Here is a 23,126-nt window from a genome sequence, read left to right as displayed (position 1 = left end):
AGAACTGATTTCCATTAAATCTCCCAGGGAGATCGAGGCCATGCGCCGGGCCGGGCGGATCACCGCCCAGGCCCGGGCCCTGGCTGGTTCCATGGTGGCACCCGGCGTCACTACCCATGAGATCGATACAGCGGTCCGCCGCTTTATCGAGAGCCACGGGGCCAAGCCCTCTTTTTTGGGCTACGGCGGTTTTCCCGGTTCGGCCTGCATCTCGGTGAACGACGAGGTGATCCACGGCATCCCCGGTCCCCGGAAGCTGAAGGAGGGCGACATCGTCAGCGTAGACGTAGGTGCTTTCATCGGCGGCTTCCACGGCGACTGTGCCGCCACCTATGCCTGCGGTCAGATCAGCGATCAGGCAAAAAAGCTGATCGAAGTGACCCAGCAGAGCTTTTGGGAGGGCATCAAAATGGCTCGGAAGGGCTGCCGGGTGTCCGATATCGGCCATGCGGTCCAGGCCTATGTGGAGGCCAACGGCTTCTCTGTGGTCCGGGACTATGTGGGTCACGGTGTGGGCGCAAAGCTCCACGAGGCCCCGGAGGTACGTAATTTCGGCCCCGCAGGCCACGGCCCCCGTCTGCTGCCCGGCATGACTCTGGCGGTGGAGCCCATGGTCAATGTGGGCGATTGGCAGATCCGGGTGCTGCCCGACGGCTGGACCGTCAAAACGCTGGACGGCTCTCTGGCCGCCCACTATGAAAATACGATCCTCATCACCGAAGGTGACGCCGAGGTCCTCACAGTCACCGAGGATGGAGCCTATGTTTGATTACACAGGCCAAATCGTCCAGGCGACCGCCGGACGGGATAAGGGCGGCGTGTTCTGCGTCGTTGCTATGGACCAGCGGCAGGAGCGACTGCTGCTGGCAGACGGGAAACGAAGAAAGGTCTCCCGGCCAAAGGCAAAGAAGCTGGGCCATGTACGGCAGCTGACCGAGGTCCGGCAGGAGTATGACCACCCGGCCATCCACAAGCTGAGACAAGGGGAACCGGTATCAGACCGAGAACTGAGAAGGGCGCTGGCCGCCTTCAAGGAGGGAATCACGCTTGGCGAAAGATGATATGATTGAGCTGGAGGGAATCGTCACCGAATCCCTTCCCAATACCACCTTCCATGTGGATATTGGCAATGGCCACATCATTCTGGCCCACATCTCTGGGAAACTTCGCATGAACTTCATCCGTATCCTGCCCGGGGACAAGGTGACCGTGCAGATGTCACCCTACGACCTCACCCGGGGCCGTATCACCTGGCGTTCTAAGTAACTATTAACGACCGCGCTGTCACAGGCTGGTTCCTCTGGAGCCTTGCCTCCGGGGAATCCGTTCCCTCAGCGGCCGCAGGCCGCCTTAAAGCGAAGCCCAGCGAAGCGGGTCCGCTTTGGAGAGGAGGGGCAGTGAAGCGAACGAACATTCAGCTCTGGCTGGATGTGAGCGATGCGAAGCTTGTGACAACGACGGGGCCATTCAGGCATTCATCAGGAGGTTATCACAATGAAAGTAAGACCGTCCGTGAAGCCCATGTGCGAGAAGTGCAAAGTCATTAAGCGCAAGGGCAAAGTCATGGTAATTTGCGAAAACCCCAAGCATAAGCAGAGACAAGGTTAAATTGGAGGTGCTGTAATAAATGGCTCGTATTGCCGGTATTGACCTGCCGAGAGAGAAGAGAATCGAGATCGGCCTCACTTATATCTACGGCATTGGGCGCACCAGCGCCAACAAGATCCTGGCCGAGGCCGGGATCAACCCTGATACCCGCGTGAAGGACTTGACCGAGGAGGACGAGGCCAAGCTGCGTGAGGTCATCGGCCACAGCTACGTGGTGGAGGGCGACCTGCGCCGCAATGTGGCGATGGACATCAAGCGGCTGACTGAGATCGGCTGCTATCGTGGCATCCGCCACCGCAAGGGCCTGCCTGTCCGCGGCCAGAGATCCAAGACCAACGCCCGTACCCGTAAGGGTCCCAAGCGTACCGTCGCCAATAAGAAGAAGTAAGGAGGGATAAGCATGGCTACTGCTACTAAGGGTAAGAAAGTTATCCGCAAGCGCCGCGAGCGCAAGAATGTTGAGAAGGGCCAGGTGCATATCCGCTCCTCCTTCAACAACACTATGGTCACCGTGACCGATATGCAGGGCAACGCCCTGTCCTGGGCCTCCTCCGGCGGCCTGGGATTCCGCGGTTCCCGGAAGTCCACCCCCTTCGCCGCTCAGACCGCCGCCGAGACGGCTGCCAAGGCCGCGATGGAGTTTGGCCTGAAGAGCGTGGAGGTCTTTGTCAAGGGCCCCGGCGCCGGCCGTGAGGCCGCCATCCGTGCGCTGCAGGCCGTGGGCCTGGAGGTCACCCTGATCAAGGACGTGACCCCGGTCCCCCACAACGGCTGCCGCCCCCCGAAGCGCCGCCGCGTCTGATCTGGAAGAAGGAGGTTTTTGACACATGGCTAGAAATATGCAGCCTATTGCCAAGCGGTGCAAGGCCCTGAACCTGTCCCCCGCTGCCATGGGCTATGCCAAGAAGAACACCAACCGCAACCCCAAGGGTCAGATGCGGAAGAAGCAGTCCGAGTATGCCCTTCAGCTGACCGAGAAGCAGAAGGTCAAGTTTGTCTACGGCATCATGGAGAAGCAGTTCCACATGTACTATGAGAAGGCTTCCCGGATGCCCGGCAAGACCGGTGAGAACCTGCTGACCCTGATCGAGCGCCGCCTGGACAACGTGGTGTACCGCCTGGGCTTCGCCATGACCCGCCGTGAGGCCCGTCAGCTGGTGACCCATGGCCACTTCACCGTGAACGGCCAGCGGGTGGACATCCCCTCCTTCCTGGTGAAGGTGGGCGACGTCATCGAGGTCCGGGAGAAGAGCCGTTCCTCTGTCAAGTTCAAGCGCCTGCTGGGCGAGGACGCCATCCAGGTCAATGTGCCCAAGTGGCTGGACCACGCGAAAAATACCCTCCAGGGCAAAGTCGTTGCTATGCCCGCACGGGACGACATCGACTTCCCCGTGGAAGAGCACCTCATCGTCGAGCTGTACTCTAAGTAATTCGCTTAGAAAACCCTCAGAATTGGTGAGCTGAATGAGACAGTGCTTGCAAGCTGTCGCGAAAAGGAGGGTATATAGCATATGGTAGAAATCGAAAAGCCCCGCATCGAATGTATTGAGAACCCCGGCGATAATTCCTATGGCAAATATGTAGTGGAGCCGCTGGAGCGAGGCTATGGCACCACGCTGGGCAACTCTCTGCGCCGCATCCTTCTCTCCTCTCTGCCAGGTACGGCGGTGACTTCCATCAAGATCGCCGGCGTCCAGCATGAGTTCACCACCATTCCAGGTGTGAAGGAGGATGTGACCGAGATCGTCCTCAACGTGAAGAGCATCATTGCCAAGCTGTACAGCGAAGGCGTCAAGACGGTCTACATTGAGGCAAACGGCGAGTGTGAGGTCACGGCCGGCGATATCAAGTCCGACGGCGAGGTGGAGATCCTCAACCCGGACCTGCACATCGCCACTCTGGGCCCCGACGCCAGCCTGAACATGGAGCTGACCCTGTCCCACGGCCGCGGCTATGTCCCCGCCGACAAGAACAAGACGCCCCAGACTGTCATCGGTGTGATCCCGGTAGACTCCATTTATACCCCGGTGCGCAAGGTCAACTACACCGTGGAGAACACCCGTGTGGGCGACGCCACCGACTATGACAAGCTGACCCTGGAGGTCTGGACCAACGGCACCATCGATGCCCGGGACGCCGTTTCCCTGGGTGCCCGCATCCTGTGCGATCATTTCGCCCTGTTCACCGACCTCAGTGAGACCATGGGCAACCGCTCCACCGTGGTGGAGAAGGCGGAGACCCAGCGGGACAAAGTGCTGGAGCTGACCATCGAGGAGCTGGACCTGTCCGTCCGTTCCTTCAACTGCCTCAAGCGCGCCAATATCAACACGGTGGAGGACCTGATCTCCAAGACCGAGGAAGAGATGATGAAGGTGCGCAACCTGGGCCGCAAGTCCCTGGAAGAGGTCATCAACAAGCTGGCCATGATGGGCCTGTCCCTGGCCAGCGACGACAGCAACGGCTGAGAGGCGTCCCGCCTCCCGGGACAGGGCGGAGGTATGTAACGTTCCGCTTCGCCTGGCAGGGTCCTCCCTGTCCCCGCAAGGGTGTCCTCCGGGGCCGTCCGGCCCCTGAACGAATTCAGAAATTTCGCCGCGCGAAATATAGGAGTGTCTGATATGTCTCTGAAACACCGTAAACTGGGCCGCACCAGTGACCAGCGCCGGGCCATGCTCCGCGCTATGGTGACCTATCTGCTGGAGAACGGCCAGATCAAGACCACCATCACCCGCGCCAAGGAGGTCGCTCCTCTGGCCGAGAAGATGATCACCCTGGCCAAGCAGAACGACCTGGCTGCTTACCGCCAGGCTCTGGGCTTCATCACCAAAGAGGATGTGGCCAAGAAGCTGTTCCAGGAGCTGGGCCCCAAGTATGCCGGCCGCAACGGCGGCTACACCCGCGTTGTCCGCATCGGTCCCCGCCGCGGCGACGCCGCTGAGATGGCCATCATCCAGCTGGTGTAACAGCAAGATTTCCCAAAGTGAGTCCCCGCCTGCTTTCCGAGCAGGCGGGGCTCTTTTCTTTTAGGGCAGGGAGAGGGGGGCGGTGCTGGAAGGGCAAAAAAGGAGGAGAAAGGAAATTTCCTCTTGACTGTCAACCTGGTGCATACTTTATACTGGGGACAAAGGAGGGAGGACCATGACCATTAAGGAGCTGGAGCGGCAGACCGGCCTGCCCCGGACCACTATTCGCTTCTATGAACAGGAGGGCCTGATCGCTCCGGAGCGCCGGGAGAACAACTATCGTGACTACTCGGAGGAGGATGCGGCGACTCTGGAGAAGATCAAGCTGCTGCGGAAGCTGAGCCTGGAGGTGGGGACCATCAGCCGGCTGAAGGCGGGAGAGCTGACCCTGTCTCAGGCCCTGCGGGAGCAGGCCGCCGTGCTGGAGGCAGACCGGGGGGATCTGGAGCGCTACGCCCAGGTGTGCCTGGAGATGAGCCGGACAGAGGTGGACTTCGGGACGCTGGACCCGGAGCCCTGGCTCAAGGAGCTGGAGAGCCGGCCCCTGCCGCCCTCCCGGCAGGTGGACCTGTCTCGGGACTCCATTGCCGCCGCCCCCTACCCCTGGAGAAGATACTTTGCCCGGGGGCTGGATGTAGGGCTGTGCACCTGTCTGTGGATGGCCGTGCGCTATCTGGTGCTGGAATGGTATGCCCCCGACCAGGTCCTGGATGGGGCGCTGAGAAGCCTGGCTGATATGTACGGGGGCTGGCTGTTCCTGTTCCTCCTGGAGCCGATCCTGCTGGCCGCCTGGGGTTACACCCCCGGCAAGTGGATCATGGGGCTGCGGGTACGGCGGGAGGACGGCCGGAAGCTGACATGGGAGGAGGCGGGCGACCGGCTGGTGGGCGTTTTCTTCCGCGGGACGGGGCTGGGCATCCCTATCTACAACATTGCCCGCCTTTGGGACTGCTATGAGAAGTGTGCCAAGGACCAGGTAATGTCTTGGGACCAGGGGCTGAGCTATACCGCCCGGCCCATGAAGTGGGGGCGGGGGGCAGTCCTGGCGGCGTTCTGCCTTCTGGTCACGGCCGCAGAATTTCTGGTGACCGACCGGAGCTATCTTCCCCCTTATCCCACGGAGCCGCTGACCGCAGAGCAGGCAGTGGAGAACTATAACTGGTATGAGAGACGCCGGACGGAGCTTCTGGGGACTACACCCAGGACCTCTCTGAACAGAGACGGGAGCTGGGCGGTCCAGCCCTCCGCCTATGTCAGCTGGAGTCAGTGGATCGAACTGGAGAAGGGGGCTGGGGAGTGGAGCCCGGTCGCCTGGACAGTGGACCAGGATGGCCGCGTGACCGGATGGAGCGTGACATGGGACGCGGCGGGCAACCCCTACCAAACGGAACTGGAAGTGCTGGAGCCGGCCATGAACATTTTGTCCCCCCTCCTCTTCGCCCTGGCCCCAGAGGCTGGGGAGGGGAGCTTCCTCTGCCAAGAGCGCTTTACCCAGGCCCGGCGGGCATCGCTGCACATGGTGTTGAGCATCCTTGAGGACACCCGCCTCCAAGGGGCGGGGACTCAGGGGAAAGTCCAGGGGATGGGGGGCGTCACCCTGGAACTGGAGGTGCTCACCGCCCGGGGATATAGCCGCACCTCGTACAGCGATGGGATGACCAAGCTGGATCAGGAGGACCCCGGCGCGGGAGATCTGGTCATTCGGTTTACGGCCTCCCTGACGGAGGGATGAAAAAGAGGCCCCCTGGAGCTCCAGGGGGCCTCTTTTGATAGGAAAGATCAGTAGGTCAGCTTCTCCTCCAGCCAGCTCTTCAGCTCACTGATGGGAACACGCACCTGCTCCATCGTGTCACGGTTCCGGATGGTGACTGCGTTGTCCGCGGGGGTCTTGTCGTCGCCCACGGTCTGGAAGTCCACGGTGATGCAGTAGGGAGTGCCGATCTCATCCTCACGGCGGTAGCGCTTGCCGATGGAGCCGGCGTCGTCATAGTCCACCATGAAGTACTTAGACAACTCGGCCTGGATCTCCCGGCCTTTGTCGCCCAGCTTCTTGGACAGAGGCAGCACAGCACACTTGAAGGGGGCCAGGGCGGGGTGGAGGCGCAGGACGGTGCGGACATCGTTCTTCTCGGCATCCACCACCTCCTCGTCATAGGCGTCCACCAGGAAGGCCAGGGTGACCCGGTCGGCGCCCAGGGAGGGCTCGACTACATAGGGGATGTAGTGCTCGCCGCTCTCCTGGTCAAAGTAGGTCTGATCCTTGCCGGAGGTGTTCTGGTGGGCGGTCAGGTCGAAGTTGGTGCGGGAGGCCACGCCCCACAGCTCGCCCCAGCCGAAGGGGAAGACAAACTCAAAGTCGGTGGTGGCGTTGGAGTAGTGGCTCAGCTCCTCGGGGTCGTGGTCCCGCAGACGCAGGTTCTCGTCCCGGATGCCCAGGCCCAGCAGCCAGTCGTGGCAGAACTGCTTCCAGTAGGCGAACCACTCCAGCTCAGTCCCCGGCTTGCAGAAGAACTCCAGTTCCATCTGCTCAAACTCACGGGTGCGGAAGGTGAAGTTGCCCGGGGTGATCTCATTGCGGAAGGACTTGCCGATCTGACACACGCCGAAGGGCAGCTTCCGGCGGGTGGTGCGCTGGACGTTCTGGAAGTTGACAAAAATGCCCTGGGCGGTCTCGGGGCGGAGGTAGACGGTGTTCTTGGCGTCCTCGGTGACCCCCTGGAAGGTCTTGAACATCAGGTTGAACTGGCGGATGTCCGTCCAGTTGAACTTGCCGCAGGTGGGGCAGCAGATGTTGTGCTCCTCCACAAAGGCCTTCATCTCCGCCTGGCTCATGGCGTCCACGCTGTGGCCCAGCTCGAAGCTGTTCTCCTGACACCAGTCCTCGATGACCTTGTCGGCGCGGAAGCGCTCCTTGCACTCCTTACAGTCCATCAGGGGGTCAGAGAAGCCGCCCACATGGCCGGAGGCCACCCACACCTGGGGATTCATCAGGATGGCGGCGTCCAGACCCACGTTATAGGGGTTCTCCTGGACAAACTTCTTCCACCATGCCTTCTTCACATTGTTTTTCAGTTCCACACCCAGAGGACCGTAGTCCCAGGTGTTGGCCAGGCCGCCATAGATCTCAGAGCCGGAGAAGATAAATCCCCGTCCCTTGCACAGAGCGACGATCTTTTCCATGGTCTTTTCACTGTTTTTCATGTGTCAAGCTCCTTTTTGTCGTGATTTTAGTTGTACACGGTCATTCCGGCGGGGCAAAAAAAACGCCCTGAGCCGGTGTCGGCTCAGGGCGAACAAAAACTTGTCCGTGGTTCCACCTGAATTCGTGCCTGGCTGGCACGCACTCTGACCCGATAACGGCGGGGGACCGGCGGGCCATTTCCTGCCCGCGGCTCCAGGGGGCCTTCACCCGCGCCATCGGAGGACTCGCACTGTCCGTCCTCTCGCTGCACCCCGGCGGGGGTTACTCTTCCCTTTCAAAGCCATGCGGCTGTTTTTAGATACAGCATCATTCTACTATAAAAAAAACACGGCGTCAAGGGCCGACGGGCCTTTTCCCCGCTTGTGAGGCGGCAGGGAAAGTGGTATCATGGAAAAAATGAAGGAGGGGTAGCGGTGCTTGGCGTGGAGCGCGGAACCGTGCGGGGGGAGGGCTGGGAGATGGATCACATCCGATTTGGAGCGGGGGGACGGGTCCTGGTCATCCTCCCTGGACTGGGGGACGGCCTGAGGACCGTCCGGGAGACGGCCCTGCCCCTGGCGGCAGCCTGCCGGGAGTACGGCAGGGAGCGGAAGGTCTATCTGTTCAGCAGGAGGCGGGGGCTGGAGCCCGGGGCCACCATCCGCGGGATGGCGGAGGACCAGGCGGAGGCCATGAAAAAGCTGGGGCTCTGGGGTGCGGATGTGCTCGGCATCTCCCAGGGCGGAATGGTGGCGCAGCACCTGGCGGCGGAGGCACCGGGGTTGGTGAGGCGCCTCGTCCTGGTGGCGACAGCCGGCTGGGCCAACGAGACGGTGCAGGAGACCGTGGGGCGCTGGCTGCTGCTGGCGGAACGCGGGGATTACCGAAGGCTGATGCGGGACACAGCGGAGCGCTCCTACTCCCAGCGGTATTTGCGGCGATACCGGCTGCTGCTGCCCCTGCTGGGCACCATCGGGCGGCCCAGGAGCTACCAGCGCTTCCTCATTCAGGCCAGAGCCTGCCTCGGGCATGACGCCCGCGGCGCGCTGGGACGGATCGGCTGTCCTGCACTGGTGGTGGGCGGCGGCCGGGATCAAGTGGTGGGGGCAGAGGCGGCCGGGGTGCTGGCAGAGCACTTGAGCCAAAGCCGGCTGTGGATCTATCCCGAGCTGGGACATGGACTCTACGAGGAGGCCGCAGACCTCCCAGCGCGGGTACTGGCATTTTTGTCCCAGTGAATCGAAAATATGTTCCATTTCTCTTGACAAAATAGAACATATGTTGTATTCTAAAAGTAGAACATATGTTTTCTTGCAGGGCAGAGAAAAAGTCCGGTTTTTGGGACCGGCACACTGTCATACTGCAGATAAGATTCAGGAACGGAGGGAACATGATGCAGACCCTGTACTATACCACCCATAATTTCGTCCGCCGCTCCGGCAATGTGATCGATCTGTGCGAATACCGCAGCCGGATGCAGGACGTCCAGGAGGAGCCGGTTTCCGCCGCTCCCGCAGCCCGGACAGAGCGCACACGCCGCCGCCATCCCCACCAGAACGCCTTTGCCCTGCTGATGGACAGCTTTGCCAGCATGAGCGTGATTCTGATGACCCTGACTTTCACCTTCTGGGTGCTGGACAAACTGTGAGGTTGCGCCCGTGGGGGAAACGTGCTACAATGACGGCAGCCGCCGGGCACCGCCGCCCCGGCGCAAATCGGATCGATCGAGAGGAGCTTGATTCCATGAAGGAAGCCATTCATACTGACCGGGCCCCCGCCGCCATCGGGCCCTATTCCCAGGCCGTCCGGGCCGGAGGGTTCCTGTTCACCTCCGGGCAGATCCCGGTGGACCCCGCTGCCGGGGATATCCCGGCGGGCATCAAGGCCCAGGCCCAACAGTCTCTGAATAACATCGCCGCCATCCTGGCCCAGGCCGGGCTGGACCGGTCCGCCGTGGTGAAGACCACCGTGTTTCTCAAGGACATGAACGATTTCGCCGCCATGAACGAGGTGTACGCCCAGTTCTTTGAGGGACCCGCCTATCCTGCCCGCTCCGCGGTGGAGGTGGCCCGTCTGCCCAAGGATGTATTGGTGGAGATCGAGGCCGTGGCCCTGCTGTAAGGGGACGGAATGCACAGAAAAAGCGCTCGGGAGGCCGGCTTGTCCAGCCCCGGGCGCTTTGCGCGTCCAGAGACAGGGGCCTCTGTGGCCCCGCCGGACACATCTCCCCGGCGGCGGGCCGCCTGCTTTGCCGACGGGGACAAGACAGGCTGCCCCGCATAATGGGGGCCCCAGCCCGCCGAGGGGAAAGACGGCGGGAGTTGGGCCGGAAGCCCTTGCAAGACAGAGAAAAATCCGATATAATAACAGGCACTGAATTTTAAGAGAAAAGAGGGCTTCTGCCGTGAAATTAGGTATCGTGGGTCTGCCCAACGTGGGCAAGAGCACCCTGTTCAACGCGATCACCAACGCCGGCGCCGAGAGTGCCAATTACCCCTTCTGCACCATCGACCCCAATGTGGGCATGGTGGCTGTCCCTGACCACCGGCTGGACAAGCTTTCCGAGATGTACCACCCCAAAAAGACCACCCCCGCAGTCATTGAGTTTGTGGACATCGCTGGTCTGGTAAAGGGCGCCTCCAAGGGCGAGGGACTGGGCAACAAGTTCCTGTCCAACATCCGTATGACCGATGCCATCGTCCATGTGGTCCGCTGCTTCGACGACGAGAACGTCATCCACGTGGAGGGCTCCACCGACCCCATCCGGGACATGGATACCATTGACCTGGAGCTGGTCATGTCCGATATGGAGATGGTGGACAGGCGCATTGACAAGGCACAGAAGGCCGCCAAGGGGGACAAGAAGTTTCTTCATGAGGCGGAGGTGTTCCAGGGCCTGCGGGAGTGGCTCGACCAGGGCAAGTCTGCCCGGGGCTATCTGCCCCAGGTGCCGGAGGATGATGCCGCCCTCATCGCCACCAGCGAGCTGCTCTCCCTCAAGCCGGTGATCTACGCCGCCAATCTGGATGAGGATGGCTTCTCCGACCCGGAGGCCGTCCCCTACTACCGGCTGGTGGAGGAGCGGGCCGCCGCCCAGGGCGCCCAGGTCATCCCGGTCTGCGCCAAGCTGGAGGCGGAGATCGCCGAGCTGGATGCGGAGGAGAAGAAGATGTTCCTGGACGATCTGGGGGTGGCCGAGTCCGGCCTGGACCGCCTGGTGAAGGCCAGCTACACCCTGCTGGGCCTGATCTCCTACCTCACCAGCGGCGAGGACGAGTGCCGGGCCTGGACCATCCGTAGGGGGACCAAGGCCCCTCAGGCCGCCGGCAAGATCCACTCCGACTTCGAACGGGGCTTTATCCGGGCTGAGGTGGTCTCCTACGACGACCTGATGGCCTGCGGCTCCATGGCCGCCGCCCGGGAGAAGGGCCTGATCCGCTCCGAGGGCAAGGAATACATCGTCCAGGATGGCGATATCATCCTGTTCCGGTTCAATGTATGACCGGCATCCCGCTATATTCTGATCTGCACCCATTTAAGCTCGGTCCGGGCCCCGAAGGGGCCCGGACCGTTTTTCCCGAAAGGAGCCTTTTGCCTTGAAACTTTTGGAAATCAATGCCCGCTCTCAGGAGCTGCTCACCTGCCTGTGCCAGGTGTGGGAGTCCTCCGTCCGGGCCACCCACCACTTCCTGTCCGAAGAGGACATCCGTTCCCTGGCCGTCTACGTCCCCCAGGCTCTGGCCCAGGTCCCGGTGCTGGTGGTAGCCTTCTCCGATCAGGGCATCCCCGTGGGATTTATGGGCATCGACGGCACCAGGCTGGAGATGCTCTTCCTCTCCCCAGACGTGCGGGGGACCGGTCTGGGCCGGCAGCTGCTCCAGCGGGGCATCCGGCGGTACGGTGTCACCTCTTTGTGCGTCAATGAGCAGAACCCTCAAGCCCTCGATTTCTATCTCCACATGGGTTTTCAGGTCCGCAGCCGCACGGAGACAGACGAGCAGGGCAATCCCTTCCCTCTCCTCTGCATGTCCCTGCCGGGATAGGCGCCTCCCTTGCGCCCTTCTTCCCGCCGTGCTATACTGAGGGCAGCACTATTATGGAAAGGCGGTATCCTGCCATGATCAACACCACCCTCTGCTACATCCGTCAGGGCGGTCAGTGTCTGATGCTCCACCGGGTCAAGAAGGAGAATGATCTGAATCAGGGCAAGTGGATCGGCATCGGCGGCAAGTTCGAGGACGGGGAGAGCCCCGAGGACTGCATGTTCCGGGAAGTGAATGAGGAGACCGGACTCACCCCAGCGGAATACCGCTATCGGGGGCTGGTCACTTTTGTCTCCGACCGCTGGCCCACGGAGTACATGCATCTGTTCACCATCGACCGCTTTACCGGAACCCTGAGGGCCGACTGCCCGGAGGGCGACCTGGAGTGGCTGCCCTGGACACAGCTGTGCACCATCCCCCACTGGGAGGGGGACGAGATCTTTCTGAGGCTCATTGAGGAGGATGTCCCCTTCTTCTCTCTGAAGCTGCGTTACCGGGGGGACATACTGGAAGAGGCTGTCCTCAACGGCCGGCATGTGAAGGGAGGGCCCCAGCTATGACCTATACGCTCTCCAACGACCTGCTCACCGTCTCCATCCAGGACGCCGGTGCCCAGCTCTGCTCCGTCCGGAGCGCTGGGGGCACTGAGTACCTGTGGCAGGCCGACCCCGCCGTCTGGGGCAGGCATGCCCCGCTGCTATTCCCCCTGATCGGCCGGCTCCAGGACAGCCAGTACACCCTGGACGGCCGGGCCTGGTCCATCTCCACCCATGGGTTTGCCCGGGACGCTCAGTTCCAGGTGTCAGAGCAGGGCCCCACCGCCCTCTCCTTCCAGCTGGAGGACAGCGAGGAGACCCGGCGGGTGTACCCGTTCTCCTTTGTCCTCACCGTCACCTACACACTGGAGGGCAGCCGCCTCACCAAGGCCCACCGGGTGGAGAACCGCTCCGCCGTTCCCATGCTCTATGAGCTGGGCGGACACGACGGCTTCCGGACCCCCCTGGAGCCCGGAGAGACTATGGCGGACTACGCCGTTACCGTCTCCGGGGTGGAGGAGCTCCGTCCCTACGGCATGGACAGCAGGTGTATGCTGACCATCGGAGAGGCCCGCTTTCCCCTGGAGGGAGGGCGCATCCCCCTGTCCCCCAGGGCCTTCGGGCTGGACACCATTGTCCTGGACCTGGAGGGGGAGCGCCGGGCTGCCCTGGTGGACCGCTCCGGCCGGGAGCGGGTGGTGGTGGAGTGCCCCGATTTTCCCTATCTGGGACTGTGGACGGCGGACAAGCCCTTTGATACCGGCTACTTCTGTATTGAGCCCTGGTCTGCCCTCCCCGACGCGGTCTTTGTGGGCCGGGGCCTGGAGGACAAGGCGGGCATCCGCCGGCTGGAGCCGGGGGGCGTCCATGTCCTGACCTATACCACCACATTTCAGTGAATCGGAAGGAGAAGATCCCATGAAACCGGAATACGCCAACACCTTCGGCCTGCGCAAGGTCGCTGACCCCCAGGGCCAGATCCTGGAGGTCACCCTGGATATCTCCTATAAGTATATGGAGAATGCCCTCACCGTCACCTCCAACGGGCTGGAGAACGTCTCTACGCCCAATGCGGATCACGTGGCCTCCATCGTTATGAACCGGCAGAGTGCCATTTCTCTGCGCAACCTCCTTATCCAGTCCCTGGGGGACGAGACTCTCTGAGCCGGGTGGAAAGGCCGGAGCCTTTTGATGGGACAACGGCCATTCGGCCAAAAGGTCCGCAGCTGCGGAAGAAAATATTGAAAACAGGTAAATTGCGGCGGAGAGGACGTGTGTCCTCTCCGCCGCCCAGCTTGTGGGTCCCTCTTTTTCAGAGAAAGATGGTTCAGGATCAGGCGGGGGAGCTCGAGGGGGCGGAAGCCCGCCTCGAGCTCCCCTGCCTCCCTTGCACAGCAAGGGAGGCGGCGAGCAAAGCGAGGACTTTTCCGCCCGGGCGGGGCGGAAAAGCAACGGGATACAAGGCTGTGGAAAAAGTCCACCAGGGACGGGACTTTTTCCACAGCCTGAGCGGCGGAGAGGACGCGTGTCCTCTCCGCCGCCTTTTTGTACAAGAAAAAATATTCTTTCAGGCGGGGCTTGACAGACGGGCGGACCTGTGTATAATATGAAGTACACTTCACGTGAAGCTAACTTCATGTTTTGGAGTGAAGTGAAAGGGGGGAGAGGGACATGAAGAACCGGGTGAAGGAGCTGCGCACCGCCGCGGGGATGACGCAGCAGCAGCTGGCCGACCGGGTCCACGTCTCTTCCCGCACCATTATTTCCCTGGAAAAGGAGCTGTACAACCCCTCGCTGCTGCTGGCCTATCGCATCGCGGAGCTCTTCGGCGTGACGGTGGAGGACCTGTACTGCCTGAAAGAAAATAGGGAATTGGAGGACCGGCAGTATGAAGATCTACAATAAGAAAAAGTTTGCGGACGGATGTTTTTTCCTGGTCCTTGGAGCGGCCCTGGCTGGGGCCATGATCTGGAAGCGGGAGATAGATGGAAAGAGTGTGGTGCTTGCCCTCATAGCCCTGGTCATCGGGGCAGACGCATTGGTCCGCAGCCTCTCCAGACGCCTGTCTTACCAGGACAAGGTGGAGGCACTGGACGAGCGCAACATCCAGGTGGAGTTGCGGGCCAGGAGCCGGACGCTCTCCCTGCTGCGGGGCACCCTGATGGCGGTGCTGATCCTCAGCCTGATCGGCGCCCTGGCCAACCCGGAGGGCGAGCTGGTGTACGGCGGGATGATGGTCGTATCCGGCGTGCTGTACACCCTCTCCCTGTTCATTGAGCTGGCATGCAGCTTCTATTATGAAGGCAGGATATAGGGATCGGATCACGGAAGATCCGGATGAAAAGGAAAGCGAGGAATTCCATATGAGCCATACCCGTGAAGAGGAGTGGAAGCAGGTCCGGGCGCTCCACCTGGTCCGGGACGAGCGGGACCGGGAGGTGGGGGCCGCGGCTAAAGGCCGGGCGGGGGATGCGGTGCTGGCTGCCTCCCAGCTGTTTGCGGCGGTCTGTCTCCTGAGGGGGGACCCGGCCTGGGCCGCCTTCCTGTCCCTCACCTTCGTGGGGGGCGGGGCGCAGTGCCTTCATCGGTTCTGGGAGGATAGGGAGAGGTTTTTCCTGATCTGCGGCCTGGCCGCGTCGGCCTGCGGCGCGGCGCTGGGATGCTGGTATCTGCTCCAGGACCCGGGGACAGGGCCGTCCCTGGGGCGGCTGGCGGCCTTTGCCCTGCTGATCAGCCTGCTGACCAGCCTGTCCGGCCTGATATTTGTCCCCCTTCTGCTGGGGGCCGTATGGCTCAAGTATAAGGTGGGCCGTATGGATGGGGAGGCGTGGGAGCACTATTTCCAGTCCGTGTCCACGGTGGGGCTCCTGCTGCGGGGCGGCGTGCTGCTGCTGTTGGCCCTGGGGCTGACCGCCCTGCTGAGCTGGCCGCTGTTCGCCCTGCTGGGCTTCCCCATGCCGGAGCGGCTGGCCCTGCTGTTCTTTTTGATCGGGGGCGCGGACCTGTTCCGCAAGCTGAGCCAGGAGCGGGACGAGCTGGTGCGGAAGCTGCTCCGGCTGAAGCTCCCCGGGGGGCGGAAGGGCGTCACGGAGCAGTGAGTGCCCCTCCGGACGGAAAAGAGGGCCGTATGGGGCCTGCGGGGCGCTCTGGCCCGATCTGTTAAGCGGGAAAGGAAGGGATCGAATTGAAGGTCAAAAACATCCGGCACCTGATGCTGGGGATCATCTGCCTGGTGCTGGCGGTGATCTGTCTCGCGGTGGGGGCGGCAGGCGGATCTGCGCCCAAATATCTCATCAGCGCCGTCCTGCTGCTGGCTCTGGGCGCTGTGAACTTTCACGGCGCGCTGAAGGGCGGGGCGGAGCAGGAGCTGCTGCGCTGGACGGACGAGCGGGACCGGCTGGTAGCCATGCGGAGCTGCCAGATCACCCTGCAGGTGATGAACGGCCTGCTGTTCGGCGGCGCAATGACCGCGCTGCTCTGCTACGCCATCACCCGCAGGGCCCTGTTCCAGACAGTGGGCATCACGCTGTGTGCCGTGATCCTTACACTGTTTTTTGTGACGATGGCCGCCAACCGCTACTTTGAGCGGCGGATGTAAGATGGGAAAAGTCCCGGTGCATTTTCTGCACCGGGACTTTTCAGCTTGTAGAAAAAGCCGCGCAGAGTTCGCGCCCGCGCGCGGCAGACTGCGATATTCTCGAAAAGGCGGTTTCCTTATCCAGGGAGGTGAGCTGGACGGCCATGGCCGAAATAGAGGGATCTGGGACCGAGAGAGCGGATGCGGGCGATGCTGTCCCGCTGGGCGGCGGGGTCGGAGCAGAGGCAGGAGGGGCCCGGGCGGAACAGGTTCATCATGGCGTCCCCCACAATGAGGGAGTGCCCCTCCACGTCCAAGCCAATGGAGCCCGCCGTATGGCCGGGCAGCTCCAGAACCCGGGCGTCCACACCCCAGGGGGCCAGGCTGTCCCCTTCCCGCAGCTCCACTGTGGGTGTAAAAGGGAGGAACGCCTGGGTCTGGAAGCTGTGACGGGAGAGAGACAGCAGGAGCCGGCCCGCCGGTCCCTGGGCGGACAGGGGCTGAGATTGCTGATCGGTGAGCAGGCCCAGATCCGCCGGATGGAGGGCGGCGGGAACGCCCAGCCGCTCCATGAGCAGGGCGGTGTTCTGAATGTGGTCCAAGTGGCCGTGGGTCAGCACGATCAGCCGCACCCCGGCCCCCAAGCAGGTATCCAGCAGGCGCTCCACGTAGCCGGTGTAGCCGGTGTCCACCAGGACGGCGCCCTCCTCCCCCTGCACCAGATAGCAGTTCACATTGCCGCAGGGGATGCGGCGGATGCCCCTCACAGGACCACCCCCTTGAGGGTGTTCCCCTCCAGCCCCTCCAGCTGTACCTGTACCAGGCAGTTGTGAAGATCCCGGGGACTGGGAGCGGCCACAGCGCAGTAGTGGGCGGTATGGCCCCGCCAGAGACCGCCCTGCTCCTCCTCGAAAAGCACCGGAACGGTCTGCCCCACCCACTGGGACAGATAGGTGTGCTCCATCTCTGCGGCTGTCTCAGCGGCCCGGCGGGCCCGCTCTTCCTTCACGGCGTTGAGGACCTGGCCGGGCATTTTGGCCGCCGGAGTGTCGGGGCGCTTGGAGTAGGGAAAGATATGCATGGCGGCGAAGGCGCACCTATGGAGGAATGTCAGGGTCTGTTGGAACTCCTCCTCCGTCTCACCGGGGAAGCCCACGATCAGGTCTGTGGTAATGGCGGGGCGGTCAAAGTATCCATGGAGCAATTGGACGCTCTCATAATACCGCGCGGAATCATATTTCCGATTCATCCGGGCCAGAACGGCGTCACAGCCGGACTGCATGGACAGATGGAAGTGGGGGCACAGATTGGGCAGGGCGGCCGCCCGGCGGCAGAAGTCAGGGGTGATGGTGCGGGGCTCCAGGCTGCCCAGGCGGATGCGGACCTCTCCGGGCAGGTCCCGGCAGACGGTTTCCAGCAGGTCGATAAGGGTCTGCTCCCCTGGCAGGTCCTGTCCCCAGGAGGAGATCTCAATGCCGGTGAGGACGATCTCCCGATACCCCGCCTCCAGCAGCCGCTCCAGCTCCCGCCGGGTGTCCTGGGGGGAGAGGGAGCGCACCCGCCCCCGGGCGTAAGGGATGATGCAGTAGGAGCAGAAGTTGACGCAGCCGTCCTCGATCTTCAGCATGGCCCGAGTGCGGCCCTCCAGGCCGCCGGCGGGCAGGATCTCAAAGGAGCGGCGGTCGAAGGCGTTGTCCAGGGCGGTGACGGGCTGGCGCTCCTGCCAGGTGCGCTCCAGCAGACCGGCGAAGCCCAGCCGGTCCCCGGTGCCGGACACCAGATCCACCCCCAGGCCGTCCATGGCGTCCGGGTGGGTCTGGGGATAGCAGCCGCACACAGCGATGACAGCGTCGGGGGCGGCCTTGCGGGCCCGGCGGATCATCTGCCGGGATTTCTTGTCACTGACGGCGGTGACAGTGCAGGTATTGATAATATAGGCGTCGGCCTCCCCGTCGAAGGGGACCAAGGTGTGGCCCCGGCCGGTGAGCACCTGTTCCAGGGCCTGGGTCTCATATTGATTCACTTTGCATCCAAGGGTATAAAACGCGATCTTCATGGTCAGGGCACCTCATGTTCCGGCGGAGCGGGGCGGCCGCGCCCATCACGCCGTCTCTGTCTCGTTCAGGTCCTCCACCCGCAGCTCCATCAGCTGCTCCCGGGTGGGGGACTCCAGCTGGGCCACCCGGTCGGACTGGCGGGACACCGCCTTCTCGAACAGGTTGCGTACGTCCCGGGCATTGCCGAAGTTCTCGTCCCGGCCTTCATAGAGGGAGAGAAAGTCCTGCTCCGCCCATTGGGCGGCCTCCGGGGAGAGGACATACCCGTTTTTTTGGCACATGGACTGAAAGATCTCCATGAGCTGGGGACCGGTGTAATCCTCGAAATAAAAATATTTGTTGAAGCGGGACTCCAGGCCGGGGTTGGAGTGGATGAACTTCTCCATCAGACCGGAGTAGCCCGCCGCAATGACGATCAGGTCATCCCGGTGGTCCTCCATGTTTTTCAGCAGGACCTCGATGGCCTCACGGCCGAAGTCGTTGCCGTTCTCCTGGTTGACCAGAGCGTAGGCCTCGTCGATGAACAGCACACCCCCCAGAGCCTTCTGGACGGCCTCCTGGGTCTTGATGGCGGTCTGGCCCACGAAGCCGGCTACCAGGCCGGAGCGGTCCACCTCCACCAGCTGGCCCTTGGAGAGGATGCCGATGGCGTGGTAGATCCTGGCCAGCAGACGGGCTACGGTGGTCTTGCCGGTGCCCGGGTTGCCCAGAAAGACCAGATGGAGAGACATGGGCGAGACGGGCAGGCCCTGCTCCTGGCGCAGCTTCTGCACCTTCACCAGGTTGATGAGACTCTTGACATCCTTCTTCACCCGCTCCAGGCCGCACAGGGCGTCCAGCTCGGCCAGCACCTGGTCCAGGTCCGGGGGAGGGAGAGGCTTGTCCTCCGCCGGGGCGGGCTCCTCTTCCGGTGGAGCGCTGGTCCGGGGCCGGGTGACGAACTCGTCTGCTTTCAGGGCGGGCCGGTCTCCCTCCAGGCCTCCGCACAGGGCCAGCAGGAGGTCGGAGCAGGCATTGACAAAGCCGGCCTCCGGCTCGCTGACCACGTCATCCACCGCAGCAAAGAGCAGCAGGAGCAGTGTCAGCTGGTCAATGAAGGTGCGGGACAGACGGCTGTGGGTGAGGCGGTCATACTCCCGGAGACGGTCAAAAAAGGCGGGGGGCTGGAACTGGTCAAAGCCGGCTACCCCGGTGGCCACCTCCCAGTACAGGGCGGAGGGGGCGGAGGAGCCGTTGGTATAGATGGCGTTGTAGAACTCCACATGACGGGGGGTGATGGAGCTGGCGTTGTCCGCCTGCCACACCCCCAGGGCGCAGCGGCGGAAATAGCCGTCCGCCTCCCCATCGAACCGCGCACGCAGGGCCGGGTCCGCGATGAGCCTGCGGAATGCGGAGACCACCTCATTGTACTGCTTGTGGACGGTAGCTGCGGACATGGTTCCTTTCATAGCGGTCACCTCTTCAGGGTTAGTGGTGCGGGGCCGGGGCCCCAGCGGGCTGACAGATTTCATTATAAGAGGCCGGGCCCCGGCGGTCAAGGGTGAGGGAAGAAAGAAGTAGACATAAAAACGGAGAAAAACAATTATTTCATGGTTTTCCGTTGACGCACCTGTAAATTCACGCTAAAATAGAGACAAGTACCCGGCTGCCAGGCCGCAGGCCGGGCCATCCTGATCCAAGATTAAGGCGGAGGTGCGTGCCATGGCCAGCAGCCCCAAAGATCCCAAGCAGCAGAAGACGAAGCCCATTCGGCGCAACGACGTGATCCACTGTGAAAACTGTGGCGAGGACTACTCCGTCACATATAAGCGGTGCCCGTTCTGCGACGAGCGGCCGGCCAAAAACGGGCGCCCCAGAACAGCGGGTGGCCGCAGAGTGGCCGGCGGAGGCCGGAGCGGCCGGCCGGCCAACCCCCTTCAGGTGGCGGCGCTGGTGGGCTCCCTGGTGCTCATCATCGTGGCCATGTATATTGTCTTCACCTCCCTGGCTCCCCTGTTCAGCAAGGGAGAGGATGATCCCGGCGGGAGCCAGGCAGACCCCGGCGCCTCCACCAGCCAGACCGGTCCTGATGCCTCCAGCACCCCCAGCGGCTCCCAGGGAGACATCTCCCAGCCTGAGCCCGAGCCCCCGGTGACGGTGGATGTGACCTCCCTGACGCTGGATAAGAGCGACTTCACCCTTCAGGCCGGGGAGTCCGCCACCATCCAGGCCGCCGTGGTTCCCGCCGACGCAGAGATCACCTGGAGCAGCAGCGACGAGTCTGCGGCCACCGTCAGCCCGGAGGGCGTGGTGTCCAACGTGAACACCGGCTCCTCCCAGGTGAAGGTGACCATCACCGCCACCGCCGGGGACAAGACGGCGGAATGTGTCGTCTTCTGCCGCGCCGGCGGCGGGGCCGGGTCGTCCTCCTCCGGCACCACCGGAACAGTGACCGGCGCAGGTAGCGGCCTGTTCGTCCGCTCCGGACCGGGCAGCGGCAATGAGGCCATTGCCACCATTCTGGAAGGAAACACCGTTACCATTCTGGAGGACATGGGCAACGGCTGGTACCGGATCAGCTTTATCGGAAGCGGCGGCAGAGCCACAGAGGGCTATGTGTCCAAAGATTATATCAAGGTCTCCTGAACTGCTGTGTTCCGGGCCGTCCCCCAGGGGACGGCCCGGAATTTTTGCAGTTTTCGGCTTGACAAAATAATTAGACAGTTGTAAAATCTAAAAAGACAAACGTCTAATAAAGGGGGAGATGACATGAAGCAGATCTCACGTCTGCCCGACGCGGAGCTGGAGGTGATGCAGGCCCTGTGGGCCGTCCCAGAGTATCCGGCCCGCACCAGCGATCTTGCGGCTCGGCTGGACCGGGACTGGAAAGCGCCCACCCTGCTCAAGCTCCTGTCCCGGCTGGAGGAGCGGGGCTTTGTCCGGGGGGAGAAGGAGGGGCGGTCCAACGGCTACACCCCTCTGGTGAACCGGCCGGACTATCTGGCTGCGGAGAGCCGATCCTTCCTGGAGCGGGTCCACGGCGGTTCCCTGTCCAGCCTGATGGCTGCCCTGTACCCAGAGAAGGAGCTGAGCCGGGAGGACATCGCCGAGCTGGAACGCATCCTGGAGAAAGGGGGGAAATGAGGTGCTGGAGCAACTGACGGCCCTGCTGGCGGCCAGCCTGGGGGGTGGGGCAGCCATCCTGGTGCTGCTGACCCTGGGCCCTCTGCTGACGCGGAAGGTCTCACCGCACTGGCGGTATTGGGCCTGGGCCGTGGTGGCTGTCAGCCTGATGGCCTATCCCATTCTCGGCCCCGTATTGGGGGCCCTCTTTCCCGCTCCCATTCAGCTGGATGTCCCCCAGATGGTGGCTCATGGCGCCTATGACCGGTACAACGCCTATCATTTGGATAACCAGCGGATCGTGGAGGCCGGAGCAGGGGGAGCAGGAGGGACAAATACCTACGTGGACGGAGAACAAATGTGGTACAGTCATCACGTCCACTATACAGACCGGCAGGGCAGGGAGGTGAGCATCCGGGACAACGACTACCTCCGCACCGTCACTGTGGAGGGGGTGACCTCTTACACCGTCCACTGGACGGGGGTGATCTATGGAGCATATCGGGGGGTGGCCGTCCTCTTTCTCCTGTGGATGGCTGCGGGCTATGGACTGGGCCGCCGGCGACTGCTGCGGTGGAGCACCCCGGCGGGGGAGGAGGATCTGGCCGCGCTGGAGCGGGCCAGGCAGGAGACGGGCTGCCGGAAAAAGGCGTCCCTGTACCGCTGCCCCAAGGCAGGCTCCCCCCTGCTGCTGGGCTTTGCCCACCCGGTGATCCTTCTGCCTGAGACTCTGCAGGAGGGGGGACGGGAGGCCGCCCTGGCCCACGAGCTGACCCACCTGAAGCGGAGGGATACAGGCTATCTGCTCCTGCTGACCTGTGTCCGGTGCATCCATTGGTTTAACCCACTGGTGTGGAACATGGTCCGGACGGCCCGGCGGGACATGGAGCTGTGCTGTGACGATGATCTGCTGGCGGGCCGGGACCAGGAGGCCCGCCGGGCCTACGGCCGGGCGATCCTGGACCAGATGACCGCCGGAAAAGGGGGGAGGACCGGTCTGACTACCGGCTTTACTGGGGACCGGGGAGGGATCTTTCTCCGGTTTCGGGCCATCATGGACACCACGCCAAAGAGGAGGGGACGCCTGCTGCTGGCCTCTGCCTCCATCCTGATCCTCCTGGCCGGGGGACTGGTAAGCTGTGCGCCCGCCGCGGCAGAGAGCAGCGGAGGCGCGTTGGAACTGTCGGGAGCGGACGCGGGACCCGGGGAGATGCTGCCCTTGGAAGAGCGGTTTGAGTCCTACAACCGGGAAAGAGGACGCTCCCTCCCTGTTTCCCGGGGGGAGTGGGCTGGAGAGGTCCGCTACCGCTTTGCCGACCAGGAGCAGGGGGTGGAGGTGCTGGTCGGACTCAGCCCGGGGAAGGGGGACCCCTTTCCTGCGGAGGTCCTGTTCCAGAGGCGGAGCTTTGGCTTCGACATGCCAGTCCTTCCGCTGGCCCAGGGCGGCGCAGAGGGGAGTGCCTCTTTGTCCCTGGCCGACCTGACGGGAGACGGCGTCCCGGAGCTGGTGTACATCTGGGGCGGCGGCGGGACCGGCGCCTGGGAGGACAACTGCCGGGTATTCGACCTGTCTACCGGGGAGGAGTACCCCATCATCCTGGACCCGGAGCTGATGCTCTCCCAGGTGCGGGCGGAGCGGCTGGAACGGCGGGAAGATCATCTCATTTATCAGGTCACCGGCCCCGGCGGTCAGTCGGGGGAAGCAGCCTTGTGGTGCCCCGAGTCTGACCAGGAGCCGGAAGGGGGACCAGCCCTGGGGCAGATCAGCCTGATCCGGATGAACGAAACGGGGGATGCGCTGGAGTGGACCGCCTCCCTGACGCTGGAGGGCCCGCCGGTCCTGTACGGGAACAGCCTGGGTGAGCTGACGGCGGTGCTGGAGTTCTCCCCCTCCCTGCGGGCGTTCACAGCGGCACCGCCCTGGGGGATGGTGCTCTACCCCCTGGAATAACACAAAATTTTTAAGGGGAGGGCCCTGGAGGGGGGCCCTCCCCTTGTATTTGCCCCCAAATTACGGTATGATATCCCTTGATGCAAAGACCACAAAGGAGGGTTTTTT

29 protein-coding genes and 1 other annotated feature are annotated in these 23,126 nt (G+C 62.9%); of the genes, 25 read left to right on the top strand and 4 right to left on the bottom strand.

Annotated features, from left to right (window positions below):
- Nucleotides 1-4: 4 nt before the first annotated feature.
- The 10 genes from map (at nucleotide 5) to L9O85_RS14110 (ending at nucleotide 6,303) form a co-directional block, all read left to right on the top strand.
- On the top strand, nucleotides 5-769 hold the full coding sequence (gene map, locus L9O85_RS14155; RefSeq protein ID WP_050625387.1) for a type I methionyl aminopeptidase: 765 nt from the start codon (nucleotides 5-7) through the stop codon (nucleotides 767-769).
- The gene (locus L9O85_RS14150; RefSeq protein WP_050623218.1) at nucleotides 762-1,061 is read left to right on the top strand and encodes a KOW domain-containing RNA-binding protein; all 300 of its coding nucleotides are present in this window, start codon (nucleotides 762-764) and stop codon (nucleotides 1,059-1,061) included. The genes map and L9O85_RS14150 overlap by 8 nt, the downstream gene beginning before the upstream one ends.
- Nucleotides 1,048-1,266, top strand: a complete 219-nt coding sequence (gene infA, locus L9O85_RS14145) for a translation initiation factor IF-1 (protein WP_050623219.1) — start codon at nucleotides 1,048-1,050, stop codon at nucleotides 1,264-1,266. The genes L9O85_RS14150 and infA overlap by 14 nt, the downstream gene beginning before the upstream one ends.
- Before the next feature lie 228 nt (nucleotides 1,267-1,494).
- Nucleotides 1,495-1,608, top strand: a complete 114-nt coding sequence (rpmJ, locus tag L9O85_RS14140; RefSeq protein WP_008982609.1) for a 50S ribosomal protein L36 — start codon at nucleotides 1,495-1,497, stop codon at nucleotides 1,606-1,608.
- A 19-nt stretch (nucleotides 1,609-1,627) separates the two neighbouring features.
- Nucleotides 1,628-1,996 carry a 30S ribosomal protein S13 gene (gene rpsM, locus L9O85_RS14135; RefSeq protein ID WP_050623220.1) on the top strand — a complete coding sequence of 123 codons (369 nt, stop codon included), beginning with the start codon at nucleotides 1,628-1,630 and terminating at the stop codon, nucleotides 1,994-1,996.
- Between the two features lie 12 nt (nucleotides 1,997-2,008).
- A complete protein-coding gene (gene rpsK / locus L9O85_RS14130) occupies nucleotides 2,009-2,410 on the top strand; it encodes a 30S ribosomal protein S11 (protein WP_050623221.1) in 402 nt (133 codons plus the stop codon).
- Between the two features lie 25 nt (nucleotides 2,411-2,435).
- Nucleotides 2,436-3,038, top strand: a complete 603-nt coding sequence (gene rpsD, locus L9O85_RS14125) for a 30S ribosomal protein S4 (RefSeq protein ID WP_050623222.1) — start codon at nucleotides 2,436-2,438, stop codon at nucleotides 3,036-3,038.
- 81 nt (nucleotides 3,039-3,119) lie between these two features.
- A complete protein-coding gene (locus L9O85_RS14120; RefSeq protein WP_050623223.1) occupies nucleotides 3,120-4,073 on the top strand; it encodes a DNA-directed RNA polymerase subunit alpha in 954 nt (317 codons plus the stop codon).
- Nucleotides 4,074-4,226: 153 nt separating this feature from the next.
- A complete protein-coding gene (gene rplQ, locus L9O85_RS14115; RefSeq protein WP_050623224.1) occupies nucleotides 4,227-4,571 on the top strand; it encodes a 50S ribosomal protein L17 in 345 nt (114 codons plus the stop codon).
- A gap of 175 nt (nucleotides 4,572-4,746) precedes the next feature.
- Complete coding sequence (locus L9O85_RS14110; RefSeq protein WP_301578985.1) at nucleotides 4,747-6,303, top strand: MerR family transcriptional regulator; 1,557 nt, start codon at nucleotides 4,747-4,749, stop codon at nucleotides 6,301-6,303.
- Nucleotides 6,304-6,350: 47 nt separating this feature from the next.
- Here L9O85_RS14110 and L9O85_RS14105 read toward each other — a convergent pair whose 3' ends face one another.
- Nucleotides 6,351-7,772, bottom strand: a complete 1,422-nt coding sequence (locus L9O85_RS14105) for a glycine--tRNA ligase (protein WP_050623226.1) — start codon at nucleotides 7,770-7,772, stop codon at nucleotides 6,351-6,353.
- An 81-nt stretch (nucleotides 7,773-7,853) separates the two neighbouring features.
- Nucleotides 7,854-8,060: a binding site (T-box leader), on the bottom strand.
- Between the two features lie 171 nt (nucleotides 8,061-8,231).
- Between L9O85_RS14105 and L9O85_RS14100 the strand changes: the two genes are divergently transcribed.
- The 12 genes from L9O85_RS14100 (at nucleotide 8,232) to L9O85_RS14045 (ending at nucleotide 15,929) form a co-directional block, all read left to right on the top strand.
- Nucleotides 8,232-8,990 carry an alpha/beta fold hydrolase gene (locus L9O85_RS14100; RefSeq protein ID WP_301578984.1) on the top strand — a complete coding sequence of 253 codons (759 nt, stop codon included), beginning with the start codon at nucleotides 8,232-8,234 and terminating at the stop codon, nucleotides 8,988-8,990.
- Between the two features lie 152 nt (nucleotides 8,991-9,142).
- Nucleotides 9,143-9,400: a hypothetical protein gene (locus L9O85_RS14095; RefSeq protein ID WP_133248287.1), complete on the top strand. Its 258-nt coding sequence runs from the start codon at nucleotides 9,143-9,145 to the stop codon at nucleotides 9,398-9,400.
- A 95-nt stretch (nucleotides 9,401-9,495) separates the two neighbouring features.
- Nucleotides 9,496-9,873, top strand: coding sequence for a RidA family protein (locus L9O85_RS14090; RefSeq protein ID WP_050623228.1), 378 nt, complete (start codon nucleotides 9,496-9,498; stop codon nucleotides 9,871-9,873).
- Between the two features lie 283 nt (nucleotides 9,874-10,156).
- Nucleotides 10,157-11,254, top strand: a complete 1,098-nt coding sequence (gene ychF, locus L9O85_RS14085; protein WP_050623229.1) for a redox-regulated ATPase YchF — start codon at nucleotides 10,157-10,159, stop codon at nucleotides 11,252-11,254.
- Nucleotides 11,255-11,348: 94 nt separating this feature from the next.
- Nucleotides 11,349-11,795, top strand: a complete 447-nt coding sequence (locus tag L9O85_RS14080) for a GNAT family N-acetyltransferase (protein ID WP_050623230.1) — start codon at nucleotides 11,349-11,351, stop codon at nucleotides 11,793-11,795.
- A gap of 74 nt (nucleotides 11,796-11,869) precedes the next feature.
- Complete coding sequence (locus L9O85_RS14075) at nucleotides 11,870-12,355, top strand: NUDIX hydrolase (RefSeq protein WP_082203499.1); 486 nt, start codon at nucleotides 11,870-11,872, stop codon at nucleotides 12,353-12,355.
- Nucleotides 12,352-13,230, top strand: a complete 879-nt coding sequence (locus L9O85_RS14070) for an aldose 1-epimerase family protein (RefSeq protein WP_301578982.1) — start codon at nucleotides 12,352-12,354, stop codon at nucleotides 13,228-13,230. The genes L9O85_RS14075 and L9O85_RS14070 overlap by 4 nt, the downstream gene beginning before the upstream one ends.
- Before the next feature lie 19 nt (nucleotides 13,231-13,249).
- Nucleotides 13,250-13,495 (top strand): hypothetical protein, encoded by a 246-nt coding sequence (locus tag L9O85_RS14065; RefSeq protein ID WP_050623233.1) that lies wholly within the window; start codon nucleotides 13,250-13,252, stop codon nucleotides 13,493-13,495.
- Between the two features lie 507 nt (nucleotides 13,496-14,002).
- Nucleotides 14,003-14,236: a helix-turn-helix transcriptional regulator gene (locus L9O85_RS14060; protein WP_050623234.1), complete on the top strand. Its 234-nt coding sequence runs from the start codon at nucleotides 14,003-14,005 to the stop codon at nucleotides 14,234-14,236.
- Nucleotides 14,220-14,645, top strand: a complete 426-nt coding sequence (locus L9O85_RS14055) for a hypothetical protein (protein WP_050623235.1) — start codon at nucleotides 14,220-14,222, stop codon at nucleotides 14,643-14,645. Before L9O85_RS14060 ends, L9O85_RS14055 begins: the two co-directional genes overlap by 17 nt.
- A 49-nt stretch (nucleotides 14,646-14,694) precedes the next feature.
- Nucleotides 14,695-15,429: a hypothetical protein gene (locus L9O85_RS14050; protein ID WP_276758045.1), complete on the top strand. Its 735-nt coding sequence runs from the start codon at nucleotides 14,695-14,697 to the stop codon at nucleotides 15,427-15,429.
- Between the two features lie 86 nt (nucleotides 15,430-15,515).
- Nucleotides 15,516-15,929, top strand: a complete 414-nt coding sequence (locus tag L9O85_RS14045; RefSeq protein ID WP_050623237.1) for a DUF2178 domain-containing protein — start codon at nucleotides 15,516-15,518, stop codon at nucleotides 15,927-15,929.
- Between the two features lie 116 nt (nucleotides 15,930-16,045).
- On the opposite strand, the gene L9O85_RS14040 is transcribed toward L9O85_RS14045, so the two are convergent.
- Genes L9O85_RS14040 through L9O85_RS14030 form a run of 3 tightly spaced genes read right to left on the bottom strand, consistent with a single transcriptional unit; the run spans nucleotide 16,046 to nucleotide 19,413 of the window.
- The gene (locus L9O85_RS14040) at nucleotides 16,046-16,675 is read right to left on the bottom strand and encodes an MBL fold metallo-hydrolase (RefSeq protein WP_157954700.1); all 630 of its coding nucleotides are present in this window, start codon (nucleotides 16,673-16,675) and stop codon (nucleotides 16,046-16,048) included.
- The gene (mtaB, locus tag L9O85_RS14035; protein ID WP_050623239.1) at nucleotides 16,672-17,964 is read right to left on the bottom strand and encodes a tRNA (N(6)-L-threonylcarbamoyladenosine(37)-C(2))-methylthiotransferase MtaB; all 1,293 of its coding nucleotides are present in this window, start codon (nucleotides 17,962-17,964) and stop codon (nucleotides 16,672-16,674) included. The genes L9O85_RS14040 and mtaB overlap by 4 nt, the downstream gene beginning before the upstream one ends.
- Nucleotides 17,965-18,009: 45 nt before the next feature.
- Nucleotides 18,010-19,413 carry an AAA family ATPase gene (locus tag L9O85_RS14030; protein ID WP_050623240.1) on the bottom strand — a complete coding sequence of 468 codons (1,404 nt, stop codon included), beginning with the start codon at nucleotides 19,411-19,413 and terminating at the stop codon, nucleotides 18,010-18,012.
- A 253-nt stretch (nucleotides 19,414-19,666) separates the two neighbouring features.
- On the opposite strand from L9O85_RS14030, the gene L9O85_RS14025 reads away from it, so the two are divergent.
- From L9O85_RS14025 to L9O85_RS14015, 3 genes are all read left to right on the top strand, one after another.
- Nucleotides 19,667-20,590, top strand: coding sequence for an SH3 domain-containing protein (locus L9O85_RS14025; protein ID WP_050623241.1), 924 nt, complete (start codon nucleotides 19,667-19,669; stop codon nucleotides 20,588-20,590).
- Between the two features lie 123 nt (nucleotides 20,591-20,713).
- Complete coding sequence (locus L9O85_RS14020) at nucleotides 20,714-21,088, top strand: BlaI/MecI/CopY family transcriptional regulator (protein ID WP_050623242.1); 375 nt, start codon at nucleotides 20,714-20,716, stop codon at nucleotides 21,086-21,088.
- 1 nt (nucleotide 21,089) lies between these two features.
- Nucleotides 21,090-23,018, top strand: a complete 1,929-nt coding sequence (locus L9O85_RS14015; RefSeq protein ID WP_301578979.1) for a M56 family metallopeptidase — start codon at nucleotides 21,090-21,092, stop codon at nucleotides 23,016-23,018.
- Nucleotides 23,019-23,126 lie beyond the last annotated feature (108 nt).

It is taken from the genome of Lawsonibacter asaccharolyticus (assembly GCF_022453915.1).
Taxonomy (GTDB): domain Bacteria; phylum Bacillota; class Clostridia; order Oscillospirales; family Oscillospiraceae; genus Lawsonibacter; species Lawsonibacter asaccharolyticus.
Note: the sequence above shows the minus strand (reverse complement) of the source record. Positions and strands in the feature narration are given on the sequence as shown.

Coding starts and splice junctions, on each gene's coding strand:
- mtaB (WP_050623239.1), bottom strand. CDS start 17,964: ATGAAGATCGCGTTTTATACCCTTGGATGCAAAGTGAATCAATATGAG.
- L9O85_RS14095 (WP_133248287.1), top strand. CDS start 9,143: ATGATGCAGACCCTGTACTATACCACCCATAATTTCGTCCGCCGCTCC.
- L9O85_RS14025 (WP_050623241.1), top strand. CDS start 19,667: ATGGCCAGCAGCCCCAAAGATCCCAAGCAGCAGAAGACGAAGCCCATT.
- L9O85_RS14110 (WP_301578985.1), top strand. CDS start 4,747: ATGACCATTAAGGAGCTGGAGCGGCAGACCGGCCTGCCCCGGACCACT.
- rpsM (WP_050623220.1), top strand. CDS start 1,628: ATGGCTCGTATTGCCGGTATTGACCTGCCGAGAGAGAAGAGAATCGAG.
- L9O85_RS14090 (WP_050623228.1), top strand. CDS start 9,496: ATGAAGGAAGCCATTCATACTGACCGGGCCCCCGCCGCCATCGGGCCC.
- L9O85_RS14030 (WP_050623240.1), bottom strand. CDS start 19,413: ATGAAAGGAACCATGTCCGCAGCTACCGTCCACAAGCAGTACAATGAG.
- L9O85_RS14060 (WP_050623234.1), top strand. CDS start 14,003: ATGAAGAACCGGGTGAAGGAGCTGCGCACCGCCGCGGGGATGACGCAG.
- rplQ (WP_050623224.1), top strand. CDS start 4,227: ATGTCTCTGAAACACCGTAAACTGGGCCGCACCAGTGACCAGCGCCGG.
- L9O85_RS14055 (WP_050623235.1), top strand. CDS start 14,220: ATGAAGATCTACAATAAGAAAAAGTTTGCGGACGGATGTTTTTTCCTG.
- L9O85_RS14050 (WP_276758045.1), top strand. CDS start 14,695: ATGAGCCATACCCGTGAAGAGGAGTGGAAGCAGGTCCGGGCGCTCCAC.
- L9O85_RS14120 (WP_050623223.1), top strand. CDS start 3,120: ATGGTAGAAATCGAAAAGCCCCGCATCGAATGTATTGAGAACCCCGGC.
- L9O85_RS14075 (WP_082203499.1), top strand. CDS start 11,870: ATGATCAACACCACCCTCTGCTACATCCGTCAGGGCGGTCAGTGTCTG.
- L9O85_RS14150 (WP_050623218.1), top strand. CDS start 762: ATGTTTGATTACACAGGCCAAATCGTCCAGGCGACCGCCGGACGGGAT.
- rpsD (WP_050623222.1), top strand. CDS start 2,436: ATGGCTAGAAATATGCAGCCTATTGCCAAGCGGTGCAAGGCCCTGAAC.
- rpmJ (WP_008982609.1), top strand. CDS start 1,495: ATGAAAGTAAGACCGTCCGTGAAGCCCATGTGCGAGAAGTGCAAAGTC.
- L9O85_RS14105 (WP_050623226.1), bottom strand. CDS start 7,772: ATGAAAAACAGTGAAAAGACCATGGAAAAGATCGTCGCTCTGTGCAAG.
- L9O85_RS14065 (WP_050623233.1), top strand. CDS start 13,250: ATGAAACCGGAATACGCCAACACCTTCGGCCTGCGCAAGGTCGCTGAC.
- rpsK (WP_050623221.1), top strand. CDS start 2,009: ATGGCTACTGCTACTAAGGGTAAGAAAGTTATCCGCAAGCGCCGCGAG.
- L9O85_RS14070 (WP_301578982.1), top strand. CDS start 12,352: ATGACCTATACGCTCTCCAACGACCTGCTCACCGTCTCCATCCAGGAC.
- L9O85_RS14020 (WP_050623242.1), top strand. CDS start 20,714: ATGAAGCAGATCTCACGTCTGCCCGACGCGGAGCTGGAGGTGATGCAG.
- L9O85_RS14100 (WP_301578984.1), top strand. CDS start 8,232: ATGGATCACATCCGATTTGGAGCGGGGGGACGGGTCCTGGTCATCCTC.